The organism is Halalkalibacter flavus (assembly GCF_036663575.1).
Taxonomy (GTDB): domain Bacteria; phylum Bacillota; class Bacilli; order Bacillales; family Bacillaceae_D; genus Halalkalibacter; species Halalkalibacter flavus.
Window position 1 is genome coordinate 1 of record NZ_JAWRVK010000063.1, and the last position, 18275, is coordinate 18275.

Genomic DNA, 18275 nt, shown 5'->3' on the forward strand with positions numbered 1-18275 from the left:
CTATTCCCTCCTTAAATGATTTTCACATTGTTAAAAATTATATATCAATTCTACCTGCCCCGCTAAAGAGTTCGATGCCATCTCCTTCCACACTCCAGAATCTAGCCCTTTTCATAAAGAAAGACACTTTCCTTATTTCAGAAAAGCGCCCGATTGCGGAAGATCGTTATTACTAAAATGATCACCTAACATTTGAAGTATCTTTCTAGAATAATCTTGGCTCTATCTTCTTGTGGAAAAGGAAGATTATTTAGAGAGAAATATCTTAAATCTAAACTTTCCCCGTCCTCTGGTTGTGGTGCCTAGCACCACCCTTAAGCTTCTACTTGTTTATAAAATTGAGGAAGATGTTCTTTATGAGCTTCCATCATTTCTGCAACAATCTCTTTTGCAATTGTATCAGAAGGACTTAATGGGTTAATCGTTAATGCAAGTACAGCTGTATTGTAGTCACCTGTAACAGCAGCTTCTGCTGCTACTCGCTCAAACGATTTAATTTGTTGTACAAGTCCACGAACAGGAACTGGAAGATCTCCCATTACAATCGGTTTTGGACCATCTTTCGTAATTACACAGCTTATTTCAACAGCTGAGTCTCGCGGAATGCTTGCAATCGCTCCGTTATTAATAGTATTTACAGGCTGAATATCTCCCTTATCATTATAAATGGAAGAAATTAAGCGTACCGCTGCATCTGAATAATAAGCTCCGCCTCTTTTTTCTAATTGTGGTGGTTTAATGTTTAAATTAGGATCTTTATATAGCTCAAATAATTCCTCTTCAAGCTTTTGAACCACTTCAGCTCTTGTACCCTCTTTGTCAGCATTTTTAAGATCCTTTTCAAACATTTGTCGAGTTTTGTAATAGTACATGTGGTACGGACACAAAAGTACTCCTACAGCTTGAATAAATTCTGGTTCCCAGCCAATTCCCTCAATATTTTTAACAAAGCTGCTATTTTCAGGGTCGGTTAACTTTTCAATGACCTCGTCTTTTACACTTACACCATCAACATACACGTCTAATCCATATACCATATGATTTAATCCAGCAAAATCAATTCGAATACGTGAATGATCAACATCTAGTAATTTAGCAATTCCCATTTCAATTCCAATAGGAACATTACATAAACCTACGATTTTCTTAATATTGGAATAGTGTAAAACAGCTTCGGTAACCATACCAGCTGGATTTGTAAAATTAATCAACCATGCATCAGGACACGACTCTTCCATATCTTTACAAATATCCAAAATAACAGGAATAGTTCGTAACCCTTTAAATAGTCCACCTGGGCCATTGGTTTCTTGACCAATTACACCATATTTTAAAGGAATTCTTTCATCTTTAGCACGAGCATCTAATAATCCAACTCGGAATTGTGTTGTGACAAAATCTGCGTCTTTTAATGCAGCGCGACGATCAAGTGTAAGATGAACATCAATTGGTAAACCAGCTTGCTCTATCATACGCTTGGCTAAATTCCCGACGATCTCCAGTTTTTCCTTGCCAGCTTCAATATCTACTAACCAAAGTTCACGAATTGGTAGTTCATCATAACGTTTGATGAATCCTTCTACTAATTCTGGTGTATAGCTTGATCCTCCGCCAATCGTTGCAATTTTTAATCCTTTTTTATTCATGATCTAACTCCTCCATTTGATTTAATTAGTTCATTTAAATCGATGATTTCTGCCGCTAAATCTTTTACAGTGATGGCATTCATTAAATGGTCTTGAGCATGGATCATCAACAATGAAATTTCTGTTTTTTCACCTCTTACTTCACCTTGAATGAGGGATGTTTGTACGTGGTGAGCCTCATTTAGCTCTTGACCTGCCTGGTTTAACTTTTCTCTTGCTTCTACAAAATCACCGCGTTTGGCTGCTGCTAATGCTTCCATTGCTGAACTTTTCCCATTACCAGCATGAAGAATTAGTTGGAAGATTACTTCCTCATTTATTGTCATCTCTCTCTCTCCAATCCATTAGTTAATTATTTTTATTTACAGATTGTTACCAACAGGCTAGTTTCAGCCTACTAATAACATTAGCCTACTTTTTTTTCACCTGTCGTTTCAGAAGTGGTTGTATCTCCACCTTCTTCAACTAACTTTTGTTTATCCCAAACTTTGAAGAAAGGTAACCAAATGAGTAAACCAACTCCGATATTAACAATTTGCATTATGGCACCTGAAATACTCTGAGTGGCTAAGTATCCACCGATAATAGGTGGTGTCGTCCACGGAATAGCAATCCCTACTGGTTTAGCTACTAAGCCTGTACTCATTGCAAAATAGGTCAAAACTGTCATAACTAACGGAGTTAAGAAGAAAGGAACAATTAAAATCGGATTCATGACGATCGGTGTTCCAAAAATGACTGGTTCGTTAATATTAAAAGCACCTGGACCAGCTGATAAACGTCCTAATTGTTTCATTTGCTTACTTCTTGACCATAAAAGCATAATAATTACAAGGGCAAGTGTCGCACCTGAGCCACCCATATTAATGAAAATTTCAAAGAACTGAGCTGTGAAAATATGTGGTAATTCCTCTCCTGCTTGAAATGCCATACGGTTTTGATCCGTAGCAGATAACCATATTGGTGACATTACACCACCAACAATAGAAGCCCCGTGTAAGCCTGTAAACCAAAGGAGTGAAATGAGCGTTACAGCCACCATCGAACCAATTAAACTTCCACCTAAAGCACTTAATGGCGTATATAAGATATCTCCAACAACATTATGTAGGCTTTCAAAGCTTGTCATTTCAATTAATATACGTAATAACCAAACGATAGTGATCACTACAAAACCTGGAATTAAGGCAATGAAAGATTTACTAACTGCTGGCGGTACACCGTCAGGCATTTTGATAACTATATTCTTGGAAGAAACAAACCGGTATACCTCTGTTGATAATATGGCAATCAACATTGCTACAAACAATCCGCCACTACCCATTAACGCCGTTGGAATAACTCCGCCTATCGTAACGGCTTCCTCAAATCCATCAAATGTTCGTACGACATGGAAAGGAGTAGCTAATAAGAACCCTGATACTGAAATAGCTCCAGCCGTCAACGGATCAATTCCATACTTTTCAGCTAACCGATAAGCGATACCAAATCCTGCGATTAAAGCCATAATTCCAAACGTTGCATCAACAGGATAAAGGAGCTTCGTTAACCACTGATCACCAAATACATTTCCCATAAACTCCGCATAGCCTGGAATAGGGATAAAACCAAGAATTAAAAAGATCGATCCAATGATAATAAGTGGCATTGTTAAAATGATACCGTCACGTAACGCCTGCAAATGTCTCTGAGCGGCAATCTTACCAGCGAATGGTAAGAAGTACTTATCTAAGAAAGCACTGAATTTTTCCATTTACAATCTCCCCCCTTATCCGTTAATTAAGTTGATCGAATGCATAACTACCTCTGCACCATTACACGTTCCATAATGAACTGTATTAATCACGTCTACAGGTATTCCTTTTTCATCACCTAGCTGCTTTAACTGAGCTAGCATATATCGTACTTGTGGACCTAATAATAAAACATCTGCTTGATCAATATGATTTTTAACAGCATCTCCTGGAACTGCCCAGATCTTTGCTTCTATTCCTTGCTCTTTTGCTACTGCTTCCATTTTAGTAACTAATAAACTAGTAGACATTCCTGCTGCACAACATAATAAAATATTCATCCAAAATTCCCCCTAAAAAATATTGATAAAATAATTTCTATTAATTTGACTCTACAATTTAGTAAGCATTTAGCCTTTTTATGTAGAGTGTATTTCTTATTGATTTCATTTTATAATTAAAGCGCTTTCATTTATACTTAACCTTTTTCCGTTTCGTAACGGAAATGGTTAGTTCAAATTGTAAGATAACTCTAAAAAATAGAAAAAGCTTGCTCGGCAAAACACCGAAAACAAGCATTATTATTTATAGATTGGATGCTTTTTTATAAAAACATTAATAAAATCAGTATACGTACGGCATTTAAGCAATTGTTGAATGAGGTCTTTACTATCTACTATACTAACAAGGATGTTATACATTTTTTGTAAATCTTTCGAACTATTCTTCTCTACATTTAAGAGACAAACAAATTGGACCGGCTTATCATTCCACATAATTGGCTGTTCTAGTGTACATATCGCCCAAAATGTCGATTCAGTCTGTGGAACAATAGGATGAGGAATAGCAACTAAATTCCCAAAACAGGTGGGAGATACCGCTTCTCTTTCTAATACTGAATTCGTAAAACTTTTATCTACAAGACCTAACTGTTGAAGGTTTTCTCCTAGAAAATGAATGACTTCTTCTTTTGTCTTGAACTTCTTTTGGAGGAAAACCAACTCTTCTCTCGTATATTCAAAAGTATCTTTATCGGCTGTTGAAAAAATAGATTCAATTTTTTCAATATCTTTTCCGCCTAAAATCGTATTGACTTCAATGACTGGTACCGATAACTTTTTTGAAATTGGAATGGTACTTATAATAAAGTCTAAAGAATGCAAAGACATTTGACTAAGTCGGTAATATTCTGTTGTACCCAGTATCTCTAGTTTTGATCCAAACCTTGACTGTAGTTTATAGTTCAATAATCTCGCACTCCCAGCTCCTGAAGCACAAACAATAATACACCGTCTAGGGCGATCATTCATCTTCGTTCTTTCCACAGCCGCACCTAAATGTAAAGCAATATAGCCAATTTCATTTTCATTGATATCAATATCTAGTTCTTCTTTTAAGACAAGACCTGCAATGACACCTGCTTGAAAGGATACAGGGTAATAGGATTTTATCTCATTTAGCATCGGGTTTCTCAAATTCATGCCATAACGTAAACGATTAATCGCCGGCTTTAAATGTATGCATAAGCTTACTTGCAGTTCTTTATCATTTTTTATACCTAGTTTCAATTTTTCTTCAACGGCATCTATTATTTTCTTTGTTAAATGGTAAATTTCGTTATCTATTAGTGCTTTAAATTGGCTTTCACCCATTTTTGTTGCTGTCACCATTTTGGTCCCTAAAAGATGAATAGCAATATAGGCTATTTCTGCTTCAGGGAATTTCACATTTAAACTCTTCTCTACTTGTTTTACAATTTCTCTTGCTATATTGTACTCTCTTTCATGAACGATTTCTTTTAATTCCCCAGGATAAATAGAAACATGATTACCATTTCTAATTCTCCTACAAGCAATCGCGATATGAACAATTAAATTATTAATACTTATATCTGAAATCTCCAAATTAAATTCATGTACAAAGTCGATAATAATGGACTTTATACTTTGCATTTCAGCTTCGGGTAAAATAGATATTGCCCCATCAATGATATCTACTTCATTTCTGTTTAATAAATATTCTGACATGCAAAATCTCAATTTTCGTTCATCACCTTTGATCCTAAACCCATAGTTGGGGCGAATTTCAATAGTGATATCGTATTTTTTGAAATTTTTCTTAACTTCCTGAAGGTCATTTTGTAAAGTTGATTTACTAATAAAAAGTTCATCCGCTAAATCATCTAGCTTTATAAATTCATCTGATAGGAGAAGCTTTTTTAGGAGAAATCGAACTCGATCATCAGGTGAATTAGGTGAAAAGCCTAAACCTAGTTCATCATGCCGAAAAATTTCTTGGAGCATCATTCTAAAAAGGTGCTCATCATGAATTTCAAGTTGATAGCCCTTCCCACGGATTGACTTTATGGATGAACCATGCTTAGACAGGAGTAATTCTAATTCTTTCATGTCATTTCTAATGGTTCTCGAGGTTACTTGTACAACTTTTGCTAAGTATTCACTCGTTAAAGGTGTATCTGCTGCTAAAAGTTCACTGAAAATTGATGAAATCCTAACACCGAGCATTCCGTTTCCTCCTCCTTCTTTTAAATTCTCTTTTAATTCAACCTATTTTCCAACCCTTAGAAGACATATTACTTCATATATACTTTTTTGCATAGAGTTGCTCACTTACTTCAATTACATTTACAATGTCTCTCATCGATCATTTTGTTACACCTTTTTTAAAGCGAAATACTACATTAATTATTTCTGTTTTTCTACCATTTCGATGATCTTGCATCGCAAATCTCTTTTATATAAAGTAGCGCTAAAAAAATATCGTCAATAGGAACCCATTTCATTAAAAAGCCCCATTCCTCAGTATTAAAATCTTAGTAGCCTCTATTCTTCTCTAGTAATAGAATTTACTTTGCAGTCTACAGCAAAAAACCTGGCATCATAGCCTATAGGCGTTATGTTTTTGCTTCAATGTTTAAAAAATATGTAACTCGTCCATGAATGCTAATAGAATGGCATAATGGGAGGTAATGATTATGAAGTGAAAAGACTGTGGCAGCAGAGGGCAAAAACTTATCGTTGTAAATCCGCATTTATCTATACTATAAAAATCAAGAGATGTATTAGGGAAAAATCCTAAAACCACAGTTGTAGTGATTGATGAAATCGATTGGGAGAACTATGGATTAGGTGGAGAGAGCATTAAGGAAAGAAGAAAAAGAGGGGAATAGAGCTAATTAAATCTAATGTTATATTAACTAAGTGGGAAGAGGGGTTGCTATTGTGCACCCCTTTTTTAACTATTAGTATTAAGGGTGGTTCTGTATCTGGAAATTTAATACTCTACATTATAAGAGGACTAATCAATAATGGAGATGTTGAAGTCGAGGGTTATTTTTCTTGGACGATTTACAAACTCGATCTTCTGCAATAGTGAACTATTGTGGAAGTCGTTTTCTATGGATAATTAACGGATGCTTATGTTGATGAAACTTAACTAATAAAAAAGTTATTTTATACATACTGTGATTCATCAAACAGACGAAAAGGCAATCCTTTCACGCTTAAAGAAGTTTTCCAACATGAAACCAATTATAAAGAAAATGAACACATACCGTGAAAAATGTGGACTAAAACCAATCATAGGATTTCAATTCTAGTAAAGTAACAAGAAACTTATAATCAAGTAATATATTATTAGATGGAACGCGGAATGACGGGAAACTGTCACGTTCCGTGTGGAGCAGGGGAAAAGCCGGAGATAACTTCAAACGCTTACCTATTGCTAACGATTGTGGAGTAACTGATTTAGTAAAGAACTTTATTATTACATATTTTAAGCTTAAGTATGAGTGGTCCCGTAAAAGTAAACAACTTTTTTGAACACTAATAACTCAGTCCATCATCTTTCCCTTTGCCACGTTGATGTTTTTTATTTTGATTGAAATACCGATCCGCTTGGGACATCTGCTGTGAATGTCTTTGTTTGGTTTCATTTTGTGCTCTTTGAATAGAAGCATCGATGGCACTAATAATATCTGCTGGAATGAACCCTTGCCCTTTTGATTCCTCCGTTACTTTATGTCCAGTACTCTCCACAAAGGTAATAATTCGTTCAGACTCTTCTTTCTTTAGACCGCCAATACACCGCCCTTCGGTCACTCGGTTTACTTGTGCTTGAATCCCTTTTCTCTCTCGGCCTTGTAACTCTTCAATCTTAGCTGAAACCATCGCTTGTTGTTGTTCGATTTTCTTCACGCTATATCCATCTCGTGCCGATGCCTTTGATTTCTCAAGCTTCTCCCATTCCTTTTCTTGCTTTTGAATACGTTTATCAAAACTTTCTTTGATGTCGTACACACGATCATGAGCTTTGATTGCTTCTAACTTGTTATGACCACGCTCAAGCACTGCGTTGGCTTGGAAAGCCTCGAATGTTCTAGTCTGCTTCTCATTTAATAAAATTGCTTTGTCCAGAACCGAATACCCTGACTTAAACTCTTTCATTTCCTCACGATAGCGCTTCTCAACCTGTTCTCCCATATGTGACTTTAACCAGCCTAGCTTGTTTTCTTTTTGCTCCATTTGCTCTTTTCGTTGCTTAAGGTTGACACGTTCAGTTTGAATGTTTGCTTGAGAAGCGTTATATTGCTCGTTAAAGCGTTGGAATTGATACCCTTGCTTTTGTAGCGCAGTGACTTCTTTTACGTTTGACTGTCCTTGCTGCTGCTTTTCAACCCCACGTTCATAGAGAACTTTGACTTTACTTAAATGGTCTTCCTTTTCTACGAGTGTCTTTTCAGTTTTATGAATAAACTCTTTTTGAGTATTGAGTCGTTCCTGGACCCTCTCTAAATCAATATAATTTTGAATGGATGCACGTGGGATTTCTTTGTTTAATTCTGTTAAGTAATCTTTTTCTCGAACCTGTTTTAACACTTCCGATGCCGATTGATGAGGTTGCTGGTTCATCGCTACCATTTCTTTAAGAGTTACACCTTCTTTTGCAAACAATTGACCTTCATGCTCTTGAAGCTGCTTCTTTTGTTGATCCATAAAACGATGATAGAGATAATCAACCGCTTCTTTTTGAACACTGTATTGTTCACGTTCTTTCATAAGCTCACGATCTTGAGAATTTACTGCTTCCCGACGTGCAATAGAAGCACCCCAGCGATCCATCGCTTCTTTCAATTCTGCTACATGTTGTGGTGTCACTTCTTCTCCCTTTAAGCGACTCTTTACGATTTCAGTTGCACGATGTTCCTGAATAAAGGATTGAATCTCCTTTTCTTTTGTAAATCCTTGCTTATTCAGCAATTCAAGCTCTTTCAATGACAAGACTTGATCGACAGGTTGAGAGACACGTCCCTCTAATTGTTCTTTTTGCTGCTTAACGAACGTGTTATAGACATACTGTAAAGCTTCTCGTTGCTCTTCATGACGCTCTCGCTCTTTCGATAGAGCTACACTCGGTTGAGATAATTCTGCTTCTTTACGCTCAAGCGCTTTGCCCCAACGGTCTATTTTTTCTTTTAAATCGGATACCGTTTGAACGTTGATTTCTTCCCCTTGCAAACGTCGTTTCACAAGATCATAGGAGGTTTTTTCTTTAATAAGTTTTTCCATTTGTTGTTCGGTTTGACAAAGCTTCGCATAATCTTCGACTTTCACATAATCACGAGCAGAGACACGTTCTAAAATCTTCGTGCTGACTCCCTGCTGTTCTAATTTCATTTTTTCTTGGGCATATAACACATCAATGGCTCGATCAGCTACTTCTTGTTTTTGCTGTAATTGCTGCTCCAACGCTTGATAACGTGTTTGTTCTTTCGCCATATAATAGCGATTCATCATATTTGGATGTTGCCCATAAATACGAGAAGCTTCCTCTACTTTTTGCGCTTGAAGATGAACACGATAGTCAAGCCCACCTAATCGTTCACGATAAGCTACAGCTTGTTGTAATGTAATCATGGAACGATCCATTTCTAATTGCAAAGCAGACACCGCTTGTTGCTCTTTAAGGAAAGCCGGAATATCCGTAATCGCCAATTGCTGTGAAAATGATCGGTTATATTGAAGCACTTGAGCCGCTTGATGGGTATTCAATTGTTCTTTTAATGCGGGTTCATTATAATCCGCCACGACACGTTCTAACGATAAACGTTCAAATGACTGTTTGGTAGTCTCATAAGCGTGAGATACTTTCAAGAACTCTTCGTATGTCTTCTCCCATTTGGCAATATCTTTCGTCCGATCTTCACCTTGTTCTCGCTCACGTTGTAACTCCTCTCGTGTCTGTTCAAGAGAAGCTTCCCACGCATAAATGCCCTTCATCGATTGTTCCAAATTCGAAAGATGAATAGGCTCTTTTATTCGATTTGCAACATATGTAACCGCCAATTGTTCTTCCGCATTCATTCTCTTCCAATACCATTCGTCTGAAACAATGGTTTTCACATGGCGATCTAACGCCTTGGTCATAATAGAAGGTTGTTTTTCCGTTTCCCGCTTCATCTCTTGAAGCTTTTCTTGATTCATGTTGTACTGCTGAACTAATTGATTATAGATGGCTTGTCTTGTGACAGGAACATAGACTTTCCCTTCACGTTCTGCTTTTTCTTTCACTATTTGCTCAATCGCTGCAGCTCTCCCCATATGAACTTGTGGAAGACGTTGAATACCTTGCTCTTTCAAAGAACGATGATCAATTCGTTCTTGTCTTCCAGCACGTTCTAACTCACGATTCGCATAGGTCGACCATTCTTTTCTCCATGTCTCTAATGTAATTCGTTCATCCCAATTCACCACTTTTTTATTTCCTTCACGCTTTTTTCCCCATGTGCCATCTTTATTCAAAGGACGCATAGATAACATGACATGAAAGTGAGGATTAGCCGGATCATCACGATGAATCGCAACATCAGCAATCATGCCACGATTAACAAATTGTTCTTGAACATAACGAGTCGTTAACGATTTTTGTTGTTTATGAGAAAGCTCAACGGGTAAAGCAACATTAAATTCCCTAGCGACTTGAGCATCCATTCTCTTTTCTGATTTTTCAACAGCATTCCATAACACTTCACGATTCATATATTCTTTGGGTGCATGTTCAGGAAGTAGAATAAAAGAATCAGGTTGAACCTCACGACGAAAATCAAAGGTCTTATTTTCACGTTCATCTGTTAGTTTTTCACCACTACGATAAGAAGCACAAGCAACAGAACTTCTCCCTGCAGAACGCTTGATAACTTGACCGCTAAAATGATAAATCGCCATTGGTTTACCCCTCCTATTCTTAAAAGTGACTCTGATGGAGCTTGCGACATCAGCAACCCCTTGTGGGAATACGACTAAAATCAATAGATGTTTGCACGACGTTTGAGCAGAGCGATAACGTATATTTAGCTTTTCATGTAGCTGCAAGTAACTATACGTTTCTTATAATCACGCATAAGATCTGTTCTGGTGACTCCATAGACCCCTATTTCTTCTACAATGTAGCCCAAACGATCAAAAGTTTCTTGTTGTATTTCGATTGTAAAACTCTCGGTATCACGAGGTCTTATTTTAAGAATCCTATATGAACCGATTGTTGATTATTTTATTAAAAGTTTCGGTAATTTATTAACGGGTTCAGTTTAGGGAGAGAAAATAATAAATAGCACTATTAATTCAGGACCAAATCGCACATGATTTGGTATTATTCATTTCATTGATACAGCAATGGATACGCTATTTTGACAAGGAAATTAGCATAACTATTTGCGTGCTAAATAAAGAGCGACTATTAGCTATTATCTACTCGGAATTTTATGTTAAAAAGATGACAAGCCTTATTCAACTAACAAGGCAGGTTATGTTTAACAAGAGAGCAAATAAGGTGAGCATTCTGAATGCTCACCTTTTCTTCGCAATGTGAAATCGAATATACTGATTGAATATTATGTTAAAGAGGGTACTCTTAACAATGAATTTAACCGAGCTATTAAATCACAAAATAAGAATGCTGTCCTAAAACCCATTTTCACTAAATTTAGGACAAGATTAAATAGGATATTCAAAGTACATCCCTCCACATTGAATTTGAGCGTTTATACAAACACTCATTTTTAGTATTAACTTTAAGAACCCATCTATTCAAAGGTAGAGTTCAGGATTATATTGTTGGTTGTGTAATACATTTTATTTTCATACTAGCTCATAATAATTAAAAAGAATGGCATGAATAGAGAGGTATTTAGTTATGAATACTGATATATCAAAATTAACATCAGCAGAAATGGGAAAGCTTTGGGCAACTTATACTGGAAATACGATGGCAAAATGTGTACTTAGTTATTACCTAAATAATGTGGAAGATGAGGATATTAAAAAAGTTTTAGAATATGCTTTGGATTTGGCTAAAACTTATGTGATAGAAATAGGTGAGATTTTTAAACAAGAGAATTTCCCTATACCAGTAGGATTGACAGATGAAGATGTGTATTTAGATGCACCAAGACTGTTTAGTGATGAATTTTACCTTTATTATTTACAATATGCAGGAAAAGCTGGAATGAGCATTTATTCTTCTGCAATCGCCATAGTAACCAGAAAAGACATCAGTGATTTTTTTGTTAAAGCTCTTAGTGATGTTGTCAAATTGATGACCGACACATCTGACATTTTAAAATCAAAAGGAATGTTAATGAACGCTCCGGCAGTTCCTAACCCGAAAGAAGTTGATTTTGTTAATAAACAAAGTTTTTTTAATGGTTATTTAGGTGATGTAAGACAACTTCATGGACTTGAAATTGCACATTTATTTGACAATATTAACAATGACATCACCAGTAAAGCACTCATTATTGGATTTAGTCAAGGAGCGCAAGATAAAAAGGTAAGAAAGTTTTTAGAACGTGGTAGAAATATTAATAAAAAGCATATAGAAATGTTATCAAAAAAACTAAATGAGGATAATTTGCCATCGCCTTCGCTTCTGGACCACATGGTAACATCATCGACCATTCCGCCATTTTCTGACAAACTAATGGTTATTCATAAGATGGATATGTTTTCAATGAAACTAAGAGAATATGCAAAGGGGGCATCGGTAAATGGAAGAAGAGATATTGGAGCATTGTATGCTCGATTTTTAATGGATGTTTCTTTATATGTAGAGGACGCTGCTAATATTATGATTGAACACGGTTGGATGGAACAACCGCCAATTACGGTTAACAGAAATAAACTTTCCTCAAAAGAATAATTAAAGATATATCTATTGGAAAACAAATCACTATTCAACAAACGGGTAGCTAAAATACAACAGAGCAATGCTTAAACTGCGTTGCTCTGTTTCTTTGTCAAAAGTATTTTCTGTAAAGTTCTTGGCGCAACCTTCCGCTTAATTGTGCATATATTCTTGTTGTTTCACTTTTTTCATGCCCAAGCAAACTCTGAATGACATCGAGTGGCGCTCCGTTATTTAGCAAGTGAGTTGCGTAACTGTGTCTAAGCTGGTGAGGGTGTATCGTTTTATCAATTCTAGCGCGGTTTGATATTCGTTTAATGATGTATCTCATTTGAGCAATGCTCATCCGATGTGGGGAGCGTTCCGTAACAAAGATGGATGAATCTTTATCTGTACGAAGATGTATGTATCTTTTTAACCAAATGTCGCAACGAATATTAAAGTAAACCTCTCGTTCTTTATCTCCTTTTCCTTTGACGATGGCGGAACGGTTTGACCAATTTATACTGTTTTTATCAAGAGAAACGATTTCGCCAATGCGACAACCTGTTGAAAACATAAACTCAAACAGCTTTTTCCATTGGGGTCTTACAATCTATGCGTTTTTGTGTGCTAATTGTGGTGTTAATTTGTTTGGGATTGGATTGCTAAATGCACTGATATTTAGTTTGTGAATTCACGTTTCCCCTCCCTTAACTGAACCCGTTAGTAATTTATAGGGTCTTTTTCGGGTCTTTTCTAATCCTCATTGGCTTAGGTTGTGTTTTAGATTGCTCCATTTGTCTAATTAAAAATAGCTGGCTCATTCGCTCTGGTACATATCCAATACGGTCACGAATAATATTTTCAATCACCCACAATTTTCTTGTAAGATATTCATACTGCCCTCCTTGATAAGACTTTGCTTCCCTGATCTTTTCTTTCACTTCCTGGCTCTCTACCTTATTAAAAGTGTGTAGTGTGCTAAAATGATCACTTCGTGCCTTTCTTACTTCCCGCAGCAACAAAAGTAACTCAACCGTGTGTAACATCATAAGCTCAGGTGTACTTCTTTCAATCCATTCTAAAAAGACAAAGTCACGAAAATAAATGTTTCTTCGTTCTCCATTTTCCGTTACATAGTCCCGACTTACCTTCATTTCACAAAACTCACAATAGCAATGCTTTTCATCTAGCGAAGACACTTCACTTCCGCAATATCCGCATGTTTTCATATACAACTTTCTCCTTCTCAAGGCAGTTTATTGCTTCTTCTAAACGTTCGACCGTTTCCTCTTTATACCCCATCTCATGTAATTCTACCGCTTCTACAACAACCGCAAATACTCCCCCGTTATATTGATCTGCTAAATGCAGTAAGGATTCAGATAGATATTCAATAGAGACCCCATTTTCCACCCATTCCTGACACTCCGAAAGAAGGATATTTAATTGATCTTTCGTCACATAACTCATATAACCTTCTCCTTTCTTGACTAGAGAAGAAGGGCTATACCTTCTCTAGCCCTTGATCCTTATTTTCTCAAGGGTTTTCACTCATTAGATAGAAAGCTAGATAATCTCTATTTTGTTACATTCACCCTTAAACAGGGTGAATGTAATCAAAGGCTTTTTGCGCCTGCTGTGAAGCACTGATGATTAACGTTCGATCATTCTTCAAAGCTCGTAACCAAGATTGAATATAGCTAGCTGAATTATCAAACGTATGATTATCAATTCCTGCAATACCACATAACATCGAAGCACCAAGCTCTGCAATGAGTTCTTCTCTTGCTGTAGGATTCACTCCCAAAACCGTTATAGGCTGTGATTCCTGATCGATTCAAACGATCTTTATGCCCTGTGCTATGAATGAGTTCATGAAATAACGTGCTGTAATACTCGTGAATACTTCTAAAATCTTCTTTTGGTGGGACATTGATATGATCTTGAAATGGCTTATAGTAAGCACTCCCTGAAATGTAGCTGTAGCTTGGAGCATTTACATACTGTTCTTTAATCTTTTCCGCTTCCTGGATCGGATCATGTTGATAGGCTCTTTCTTTACGTTTTGGCTCTAACCCTTCTACCTGTGAACCAACTTCAAAGACTCGGTAATAACGGAGATATGGGATATTTTCAATTTCTCCACTTTCCTCATCCTCTTTCTCAAGCCATTTCCAAAAAACAACGATATGCGACTTTTCCCCCTTCTTAACATTTCCACCTGCTTCTTTAATTTGGTTAAACGTGGCATATTCACCCCCATCTAACAGCATCGTATTAATGCCTCTGTAAGGCTTTTGTGTCTTCCAATTGACCGCAATGCCATTTACAAACGGTTGACGCCAAGGTACAGTTCCAGCTCCTAATTTTTCAATAATTTTGTTTGTGATCATGTCATAGATTTTTTTGCTCATTGTTCTCCACCTCATCAAAATCATTTTTCTTTCGCGCTGCGAAGCAAAAAAGATTTCCCCATAGGGAAGGATTTTTTCCCTTTGGCATGGAGAACGCAAAACACGCATAGGCAGGCGGTCAAGGGTGATCTTAACGAAAAAGTTTTTGCTGTTGCGAAGCGATTTTTAAGCAAAAAGTTTTTTGCCCCTTGACTGATTGACTAGCCGTCTTCTTTTCTCGCAGGAAGGGGTAAGGGGCCCCGCCTGCTGGAAAGGTAGTCGGCTTGCGCTGTTTTACGATTCGTAGTGCAAAAGGGAAAATGATTGCAGCAGGCGGAGCATGGTTTCCTTTTAGTCTTTTGATCTTCAAAGTCGTTCAGGCGTTAAGAAATTAAAAGGAACCTACGGAATGTTGGCGAAGCAATGAGACGTACAGTCCGTGGTTATCGATGATTTTAGACTGAAGCGAGATGCCATAGATTGTTAGGTTGCGTGATCTTGGCAATCTTACAATCTATGAGCAGACCCGTAGGGCGCCCCAAGCTATGTCCTAGTCCTACGATCACTTGATCTTACATCTTTTGTTATCGTGCCTTACCTTGATTTCTAAAAGAAAAAAAGCAGTCGTTAAGTTAAATAAAGATAACTTAACGACTGCCTATTCAAAGACGAACAACAATATAAACGCGGTATCATTCAGCTAAAAGCACAACTTTTATTTCCCTTAACTATATTAATCCGTTTTCAAACGGATTTTTTCTTGTTCACAAAACGTTTCAACCGATGTTTTCCTCCAATAAGGGGTTCCTGCAAATTCTACATCAGGTTCTAGTATCTTTCCTCGATGATAGTAAACATTCAATTTACGTTTATCATAATTCAAACCATTTTCTGATAAGAAATCAGCAAATTGCTTTTGATTATAATAATCCTTGCTACCTTCTCGAATAAGGGAAAAGGTTGGTTTTTGAATTAAATAGGTATCTTCTCTAAAGAATTGAGTCATTAATTCTAACGCGAATTCCAGCAAATCATTGTCTAAATGTTGATAGAACCATCCAATATTAATATGTTCTTGTTCAGGATAGTTAACGCCAATACTAACACTCCTATCAAAAACCAAAATTTCCATGAATTAAAACTGAAATATTTTTCCTAATAAACAACACTTACATTTGTCAGTTTTTCTTGTCATTTGTTTATTTGTTCAAATAGTTTCGTTTGGTCAGTATTCAAAGCAGTCTCCTCTTTCTTTGAGTTAATTGGAACGAAAATAATGGAGAAGACTAGTGTTAATTATTTAATTTTTTCTCCTTTGTAAGTTTATCTTTATCCAGAGTTGTAGGTGGCTGTTCCATCCATTCATTACTAATCATAATGTCAGCTCCATCTTTTGCATATTGAGCAATTTCAAGTGATAATCGTTCATAATTTAGTACAAGATCGCTTCTTTGACTCGCAGCTGATGCGGTTGCATAATTCCCTATACCAGCTGCACTCATAAATCCCATGTGAAACATGGTAAGTTTATCTGTAAATGGTGGTGTTGTTGAATCAGTAATTGCAATATCTGATGAAAAAGGTGTCTGTATATCATTATTAAGAAGTGCCTTTTCAAATAATAGAACATGCTTTTTTGAAATATCTCTTCCTCTTAACATCCATTTATGAACGTTTTCACTTGGTGATGTTTGAGCAAAACTAATCGCAAGTTTATTTCCTATTGTGTTAGTTTGAATATTCATATACAAATGGGATATTTCAATGGCATTTAAAGGCCTTTGTTTACTAAAGAGAGAAATACCACTGAAATATTTTTTACTGTCTATATAGTCCGTATTAGTCGGATAAGCTATGTAAGGTGCTCTGACAAATAATCCTTTTAAAAGGGCTACTTTTGAACTGCGCTCAAACAATTCAGATGTTTCTGTAAGACCTTCTCTGAAATAGGCTCTAATATCATCTCTTGCACTCATGGAAACAAATCCACAGTATCCAAGCAATCCAAGCTTAGCCATATGATTTATATAAGTTAACATAAAAGGGTCTGTATATAGACGGGGGGCGTTCATATTAACATCTTCTTTTGTAAATCCTGTTGGAGTTGGAATTTGTTCTTCATGGAATATAGAAGTTAACTTTTCTAAATGAGTAGATGATAGGTCATAAGCAAACTGAATAACAGATTTAATTTCTTCATCTTCTACATCCTTTAAGAAATATTCTAAAACACATTTGGATATACTATCATTCATGTAAGCACTCCATATTGAAGCAATTTCAGCTGAAGTTAGTTGAGTGTGATGTTCGGTCATAATTTATTTACCTCCAAAGAATATTTTTACATAGCATGATTATATTCTTTGCAAATTTTTGTAAATTATGACATAAGCCAAGGGAACGTATACTCCTTGGCTCTTTTATTTCTTTTGGACGGTTAACGAACCCAATTAATTAAACAACAAAAATCTTCGATTCACTTATATGGCCCGATTATAAAGATTGTTGTATCAATTTATTCAAGAAAAGCACGCGTTATAAGTCTCTGTCAATGAAAATCAAAACAAACGAAAAAGAATACTACTATTTTAGGTTAATAATAAGACAAAAAAGGGTACATATTAGTTATGTTTCTGTAAATAAATATTTTTTCTGAATTTTATTAATTTTTAGTATTTACAATAAGGAGCTTCTTTTATATAATTAGGACAAGCAATAGCTAATACTTAGAAAAGAGGGTGATTCCACCGGAGTAGCGAAAGGCGAAAGTGTATTTATGTATACACTGGGTATCAAAATAATGATTATCTATTGAAAAATGAAACAGGTTAAGTGTTTTTTTAAAAAACAGCTTCGTGTATCAATGAAAGGATTCGTAAAATTAATGAGTAATGAACTAACTTAAGCGATCTTGTTATTCTGGTCAGAATGAATAACAAGATCGCTTATTTTCGTTGTAAGGAGTGCGGAAACGCTCCGGAAATGGGGGGCCACATGTGTAAAATGAGTTATTCTTTTTTTCGTATATGTTCAATTAACGCAAAAAGAATTTTCTCCTCTGTATCTTCATAATTCTAATCTATCAAAACTCTCTCATAAACATCACATTCGAATCATTTGAAATTTTCAAGGATATAAGGAATTTGGCAGTTAACGTTTTATTTTGCCATACAGAAAAAGGGTGGGGATAAAATTTTTATCCCCACCCTTTTTAAAATTTTTTGCAATATGTAATAAAGCATAAACTGTTAAATTAAACTTCTGCTATATATGGCGCACCCTAGAGGATTCGAACCTCTGACCGACGGCTTAGAAGG

At 36.0% G+C, this 18275-nt stretch carries 14 protein-coding genes and 1 pseudogene; 2 read left to right on the plus strand and 13 right to left on the minus strand.

Features of this window, described 5'->3' with window-relative positions:
- Window positions 1–314: 314 nt before the first annotated feature.
- The 5 genes from SAY88_RS23030 to SAY88_RS23050 all read right to left on the minus strand — a co-directional run bounded on the left by SAY88_RS23030 (window position 315) and on the right by SAY88_RS23050 (window position 5904).
- Window positions 315–1646 (minus strand): 6-phospho-beta-glucosidase, encoded by a 1332-nt coding sequence (locus SAY88_RS23030; protein WP_332634654.1) that lies wholly within the window; start codon window positions 1644–1646, stop codon window positions 315–317.
- The gene (locus SAY88_RS23035; RefSeq protein ID WP_332634656.1) at window positions 1643–1972 is read right to left on the minus strand and encodes a PTS sugar transporter subunit IIA; all 330 of its coding nucleotides are present in this window, start codon (window positions 1970–1972) and stop codon (window positions 1643–1645) included. Before SAY88_RS23035 ends, SAY88_RS23030 begins: the two co-directional genes overlap by 4 nt.
- Before the next feature lie 80 nt (window positions 1973–2052).
- The gene (celB, locus tag SAY88_RS23040) at window positions 2053–3399 is read right to left on the minus strand and encodes a PTS cellobiose transporter subunit IIC (protein ID WP_332634658.1); all 1347 of its coding nucleotides are present in this window, start codon (window positions 3397–3399) and stop codon (window positions 2053–2055) included.
- 15 nt (window positions 3400–3414) lie between these two features.
- Window positions 3415–3720 carry a PTS sugar transporter subunit IIB gene (locus SAY88_RS23045; protein WP_332634659.1) on the minus strand — a complete coding sequence of 102 codons (306 nt, stop codon included), beginning with the start codon at window positions 3718–3720 and terminating at the stop codon, window positions 3415–3417.
- A gap of 240 nt (window positions 3721–3960) precedes the next feature.
- Window positions 3961–5904: a BglG family transcription antiterminator gene (locus SAY88_RS23050; RefSeq protein ID WP_332634660.1), complete on the minus strand. Its 1944-nt coding sequence runs from the start codon at window positions 5902–5904 to the stop codon at window positions 3961–3963.
- Window positions 5905–6467: 563 nt separating this feature from the next.
- Between SAY88_RS23050 and SAY88_RS23055 the strand changes: the two are divergent.
- Window positions 6468–6569 (plus strand): annotated as a pseudogene (locus SAY88_RS23055) (tautomerase family protein); the annotation flags it as partial.
- A gap of 655 nt (window positions 6570–7224) precedes the next feature.
- Here SAY88_RS23055 and mobQ read toward each other — a convergent pair.
- Window positions 7225–10623, minus strand: a complete 3399-nt coding sequence (mobQ, locus tag SAY88_RS23060) for a MobQ family relaxase (RefSeq protein ID WP_332634661.1) — start codon at window positions 10621–10623, stop codon at window positions 7225–7227.
- Between the two features lie 967 nt (window positions 10624–11590).
- Between mobQ and SAY88_RS23065 the strand changes: the two genes are divergently transcribed.
- On the plus strand, window positions 11591–12595 hold the full coding sequence (locus tag SAY88_RS23065) for a DUF3231 family protein (protein ID WP_332634663.1): 1005 nt from the start codon (window positions 11591–11593) through the stop codon (window positions 12593–12595).
- Between the two features lie 97 nt (window positions 12596–12692).
- On the opposite strand, the gene SAY88_RS23070 is transcribed toward SAY88_RS23065, so the two are convergent.
- From SAY88_RS23070 to SAY88_RS23100, 7 genes are all read right to left on the minus strand, one after another.
- Window positions 12693–13139, minus strand: coding sequence for a tyrosine-type recombinase/integrase (locus SAY88_RS23070; protein WP_431308909.1), 447 nt, complete (start codon window positions 13137–13139; stop codon window positions 12693–12695).
- Between the two features lie 154 nt (window positions 13140–13293).
- The gene (locus SAY88_RS23075) at window positions 13294–13794 is read right to left on the minus strand and encodes a hypothetical protein (RefSeq protein WP_332634664.1); all 501 of its coding nucleotides are present in this window, start codon (window positions 13792–13794) and stop codon (window positions 13294–13296) included.
- The gene (locus SAY88_RS23080; protein WP_332634666.1) at window positions 13766–14035 is read right to left on the minus strand and encodes a hypothetical protein; all 270 of its coding nucleotides are present in this window, start codon (window positions 14033–14035) and stop codon (window positions 13766–13768) included. The genes SAY88_RS23075 and SAY88_RS23080 overlap by 29 nt, the downstream gene beginning before the upstream one ends.
- A 127-nt stretch (window positions 14036–14162) precedes the next feature.
- Entirely contained in the window at window positions 14163–14318 is a 156-nt protein-coding gene (locus tag SAY88_RS23085; protein WP_332634668.1) for a zincin-like metallopeptidase domain-containing protein, read from the minus strand.
- A complete protein-coding gene (locus tag SAY88_RS23090; RefSeq protein ID WP_332634670.1) occupies window positions 14293–14979 on the minus strand; it encodes an ArdC family protein in 687 nt (228 codons plus the stop codon). Before SAY88_RS23090 ends, SAY88_RS23085 begins: the two co-directional genes overlap by 26 nt.
- Before the next feature lie 712 nt (window positions 14980–15691).
- Complete coding sequence (locus tag SAY88_RS23095; RefSeq protein ID WP_332634672.1) at window positions 15692–16090, minus strand: hypothetical protein; 399 nt, start codon at window positions 16088–16090, stop codon at window positions 15692–15694.
- A 160-nt stretch (window positions 16091–16250) separates the two neighbouring features.
- Complete coding sequence (locus SAY88_RS23100) at window positions 16251–17273, minus strand: DUF3231 family protein (protein ID WP_332634673.1); 1023 nt, start codon at window positions 17271–17273, stop codon at window positions 16251–16253.
- Window positions 17274–18275 lie beyond the last annotated feature (1002 nt).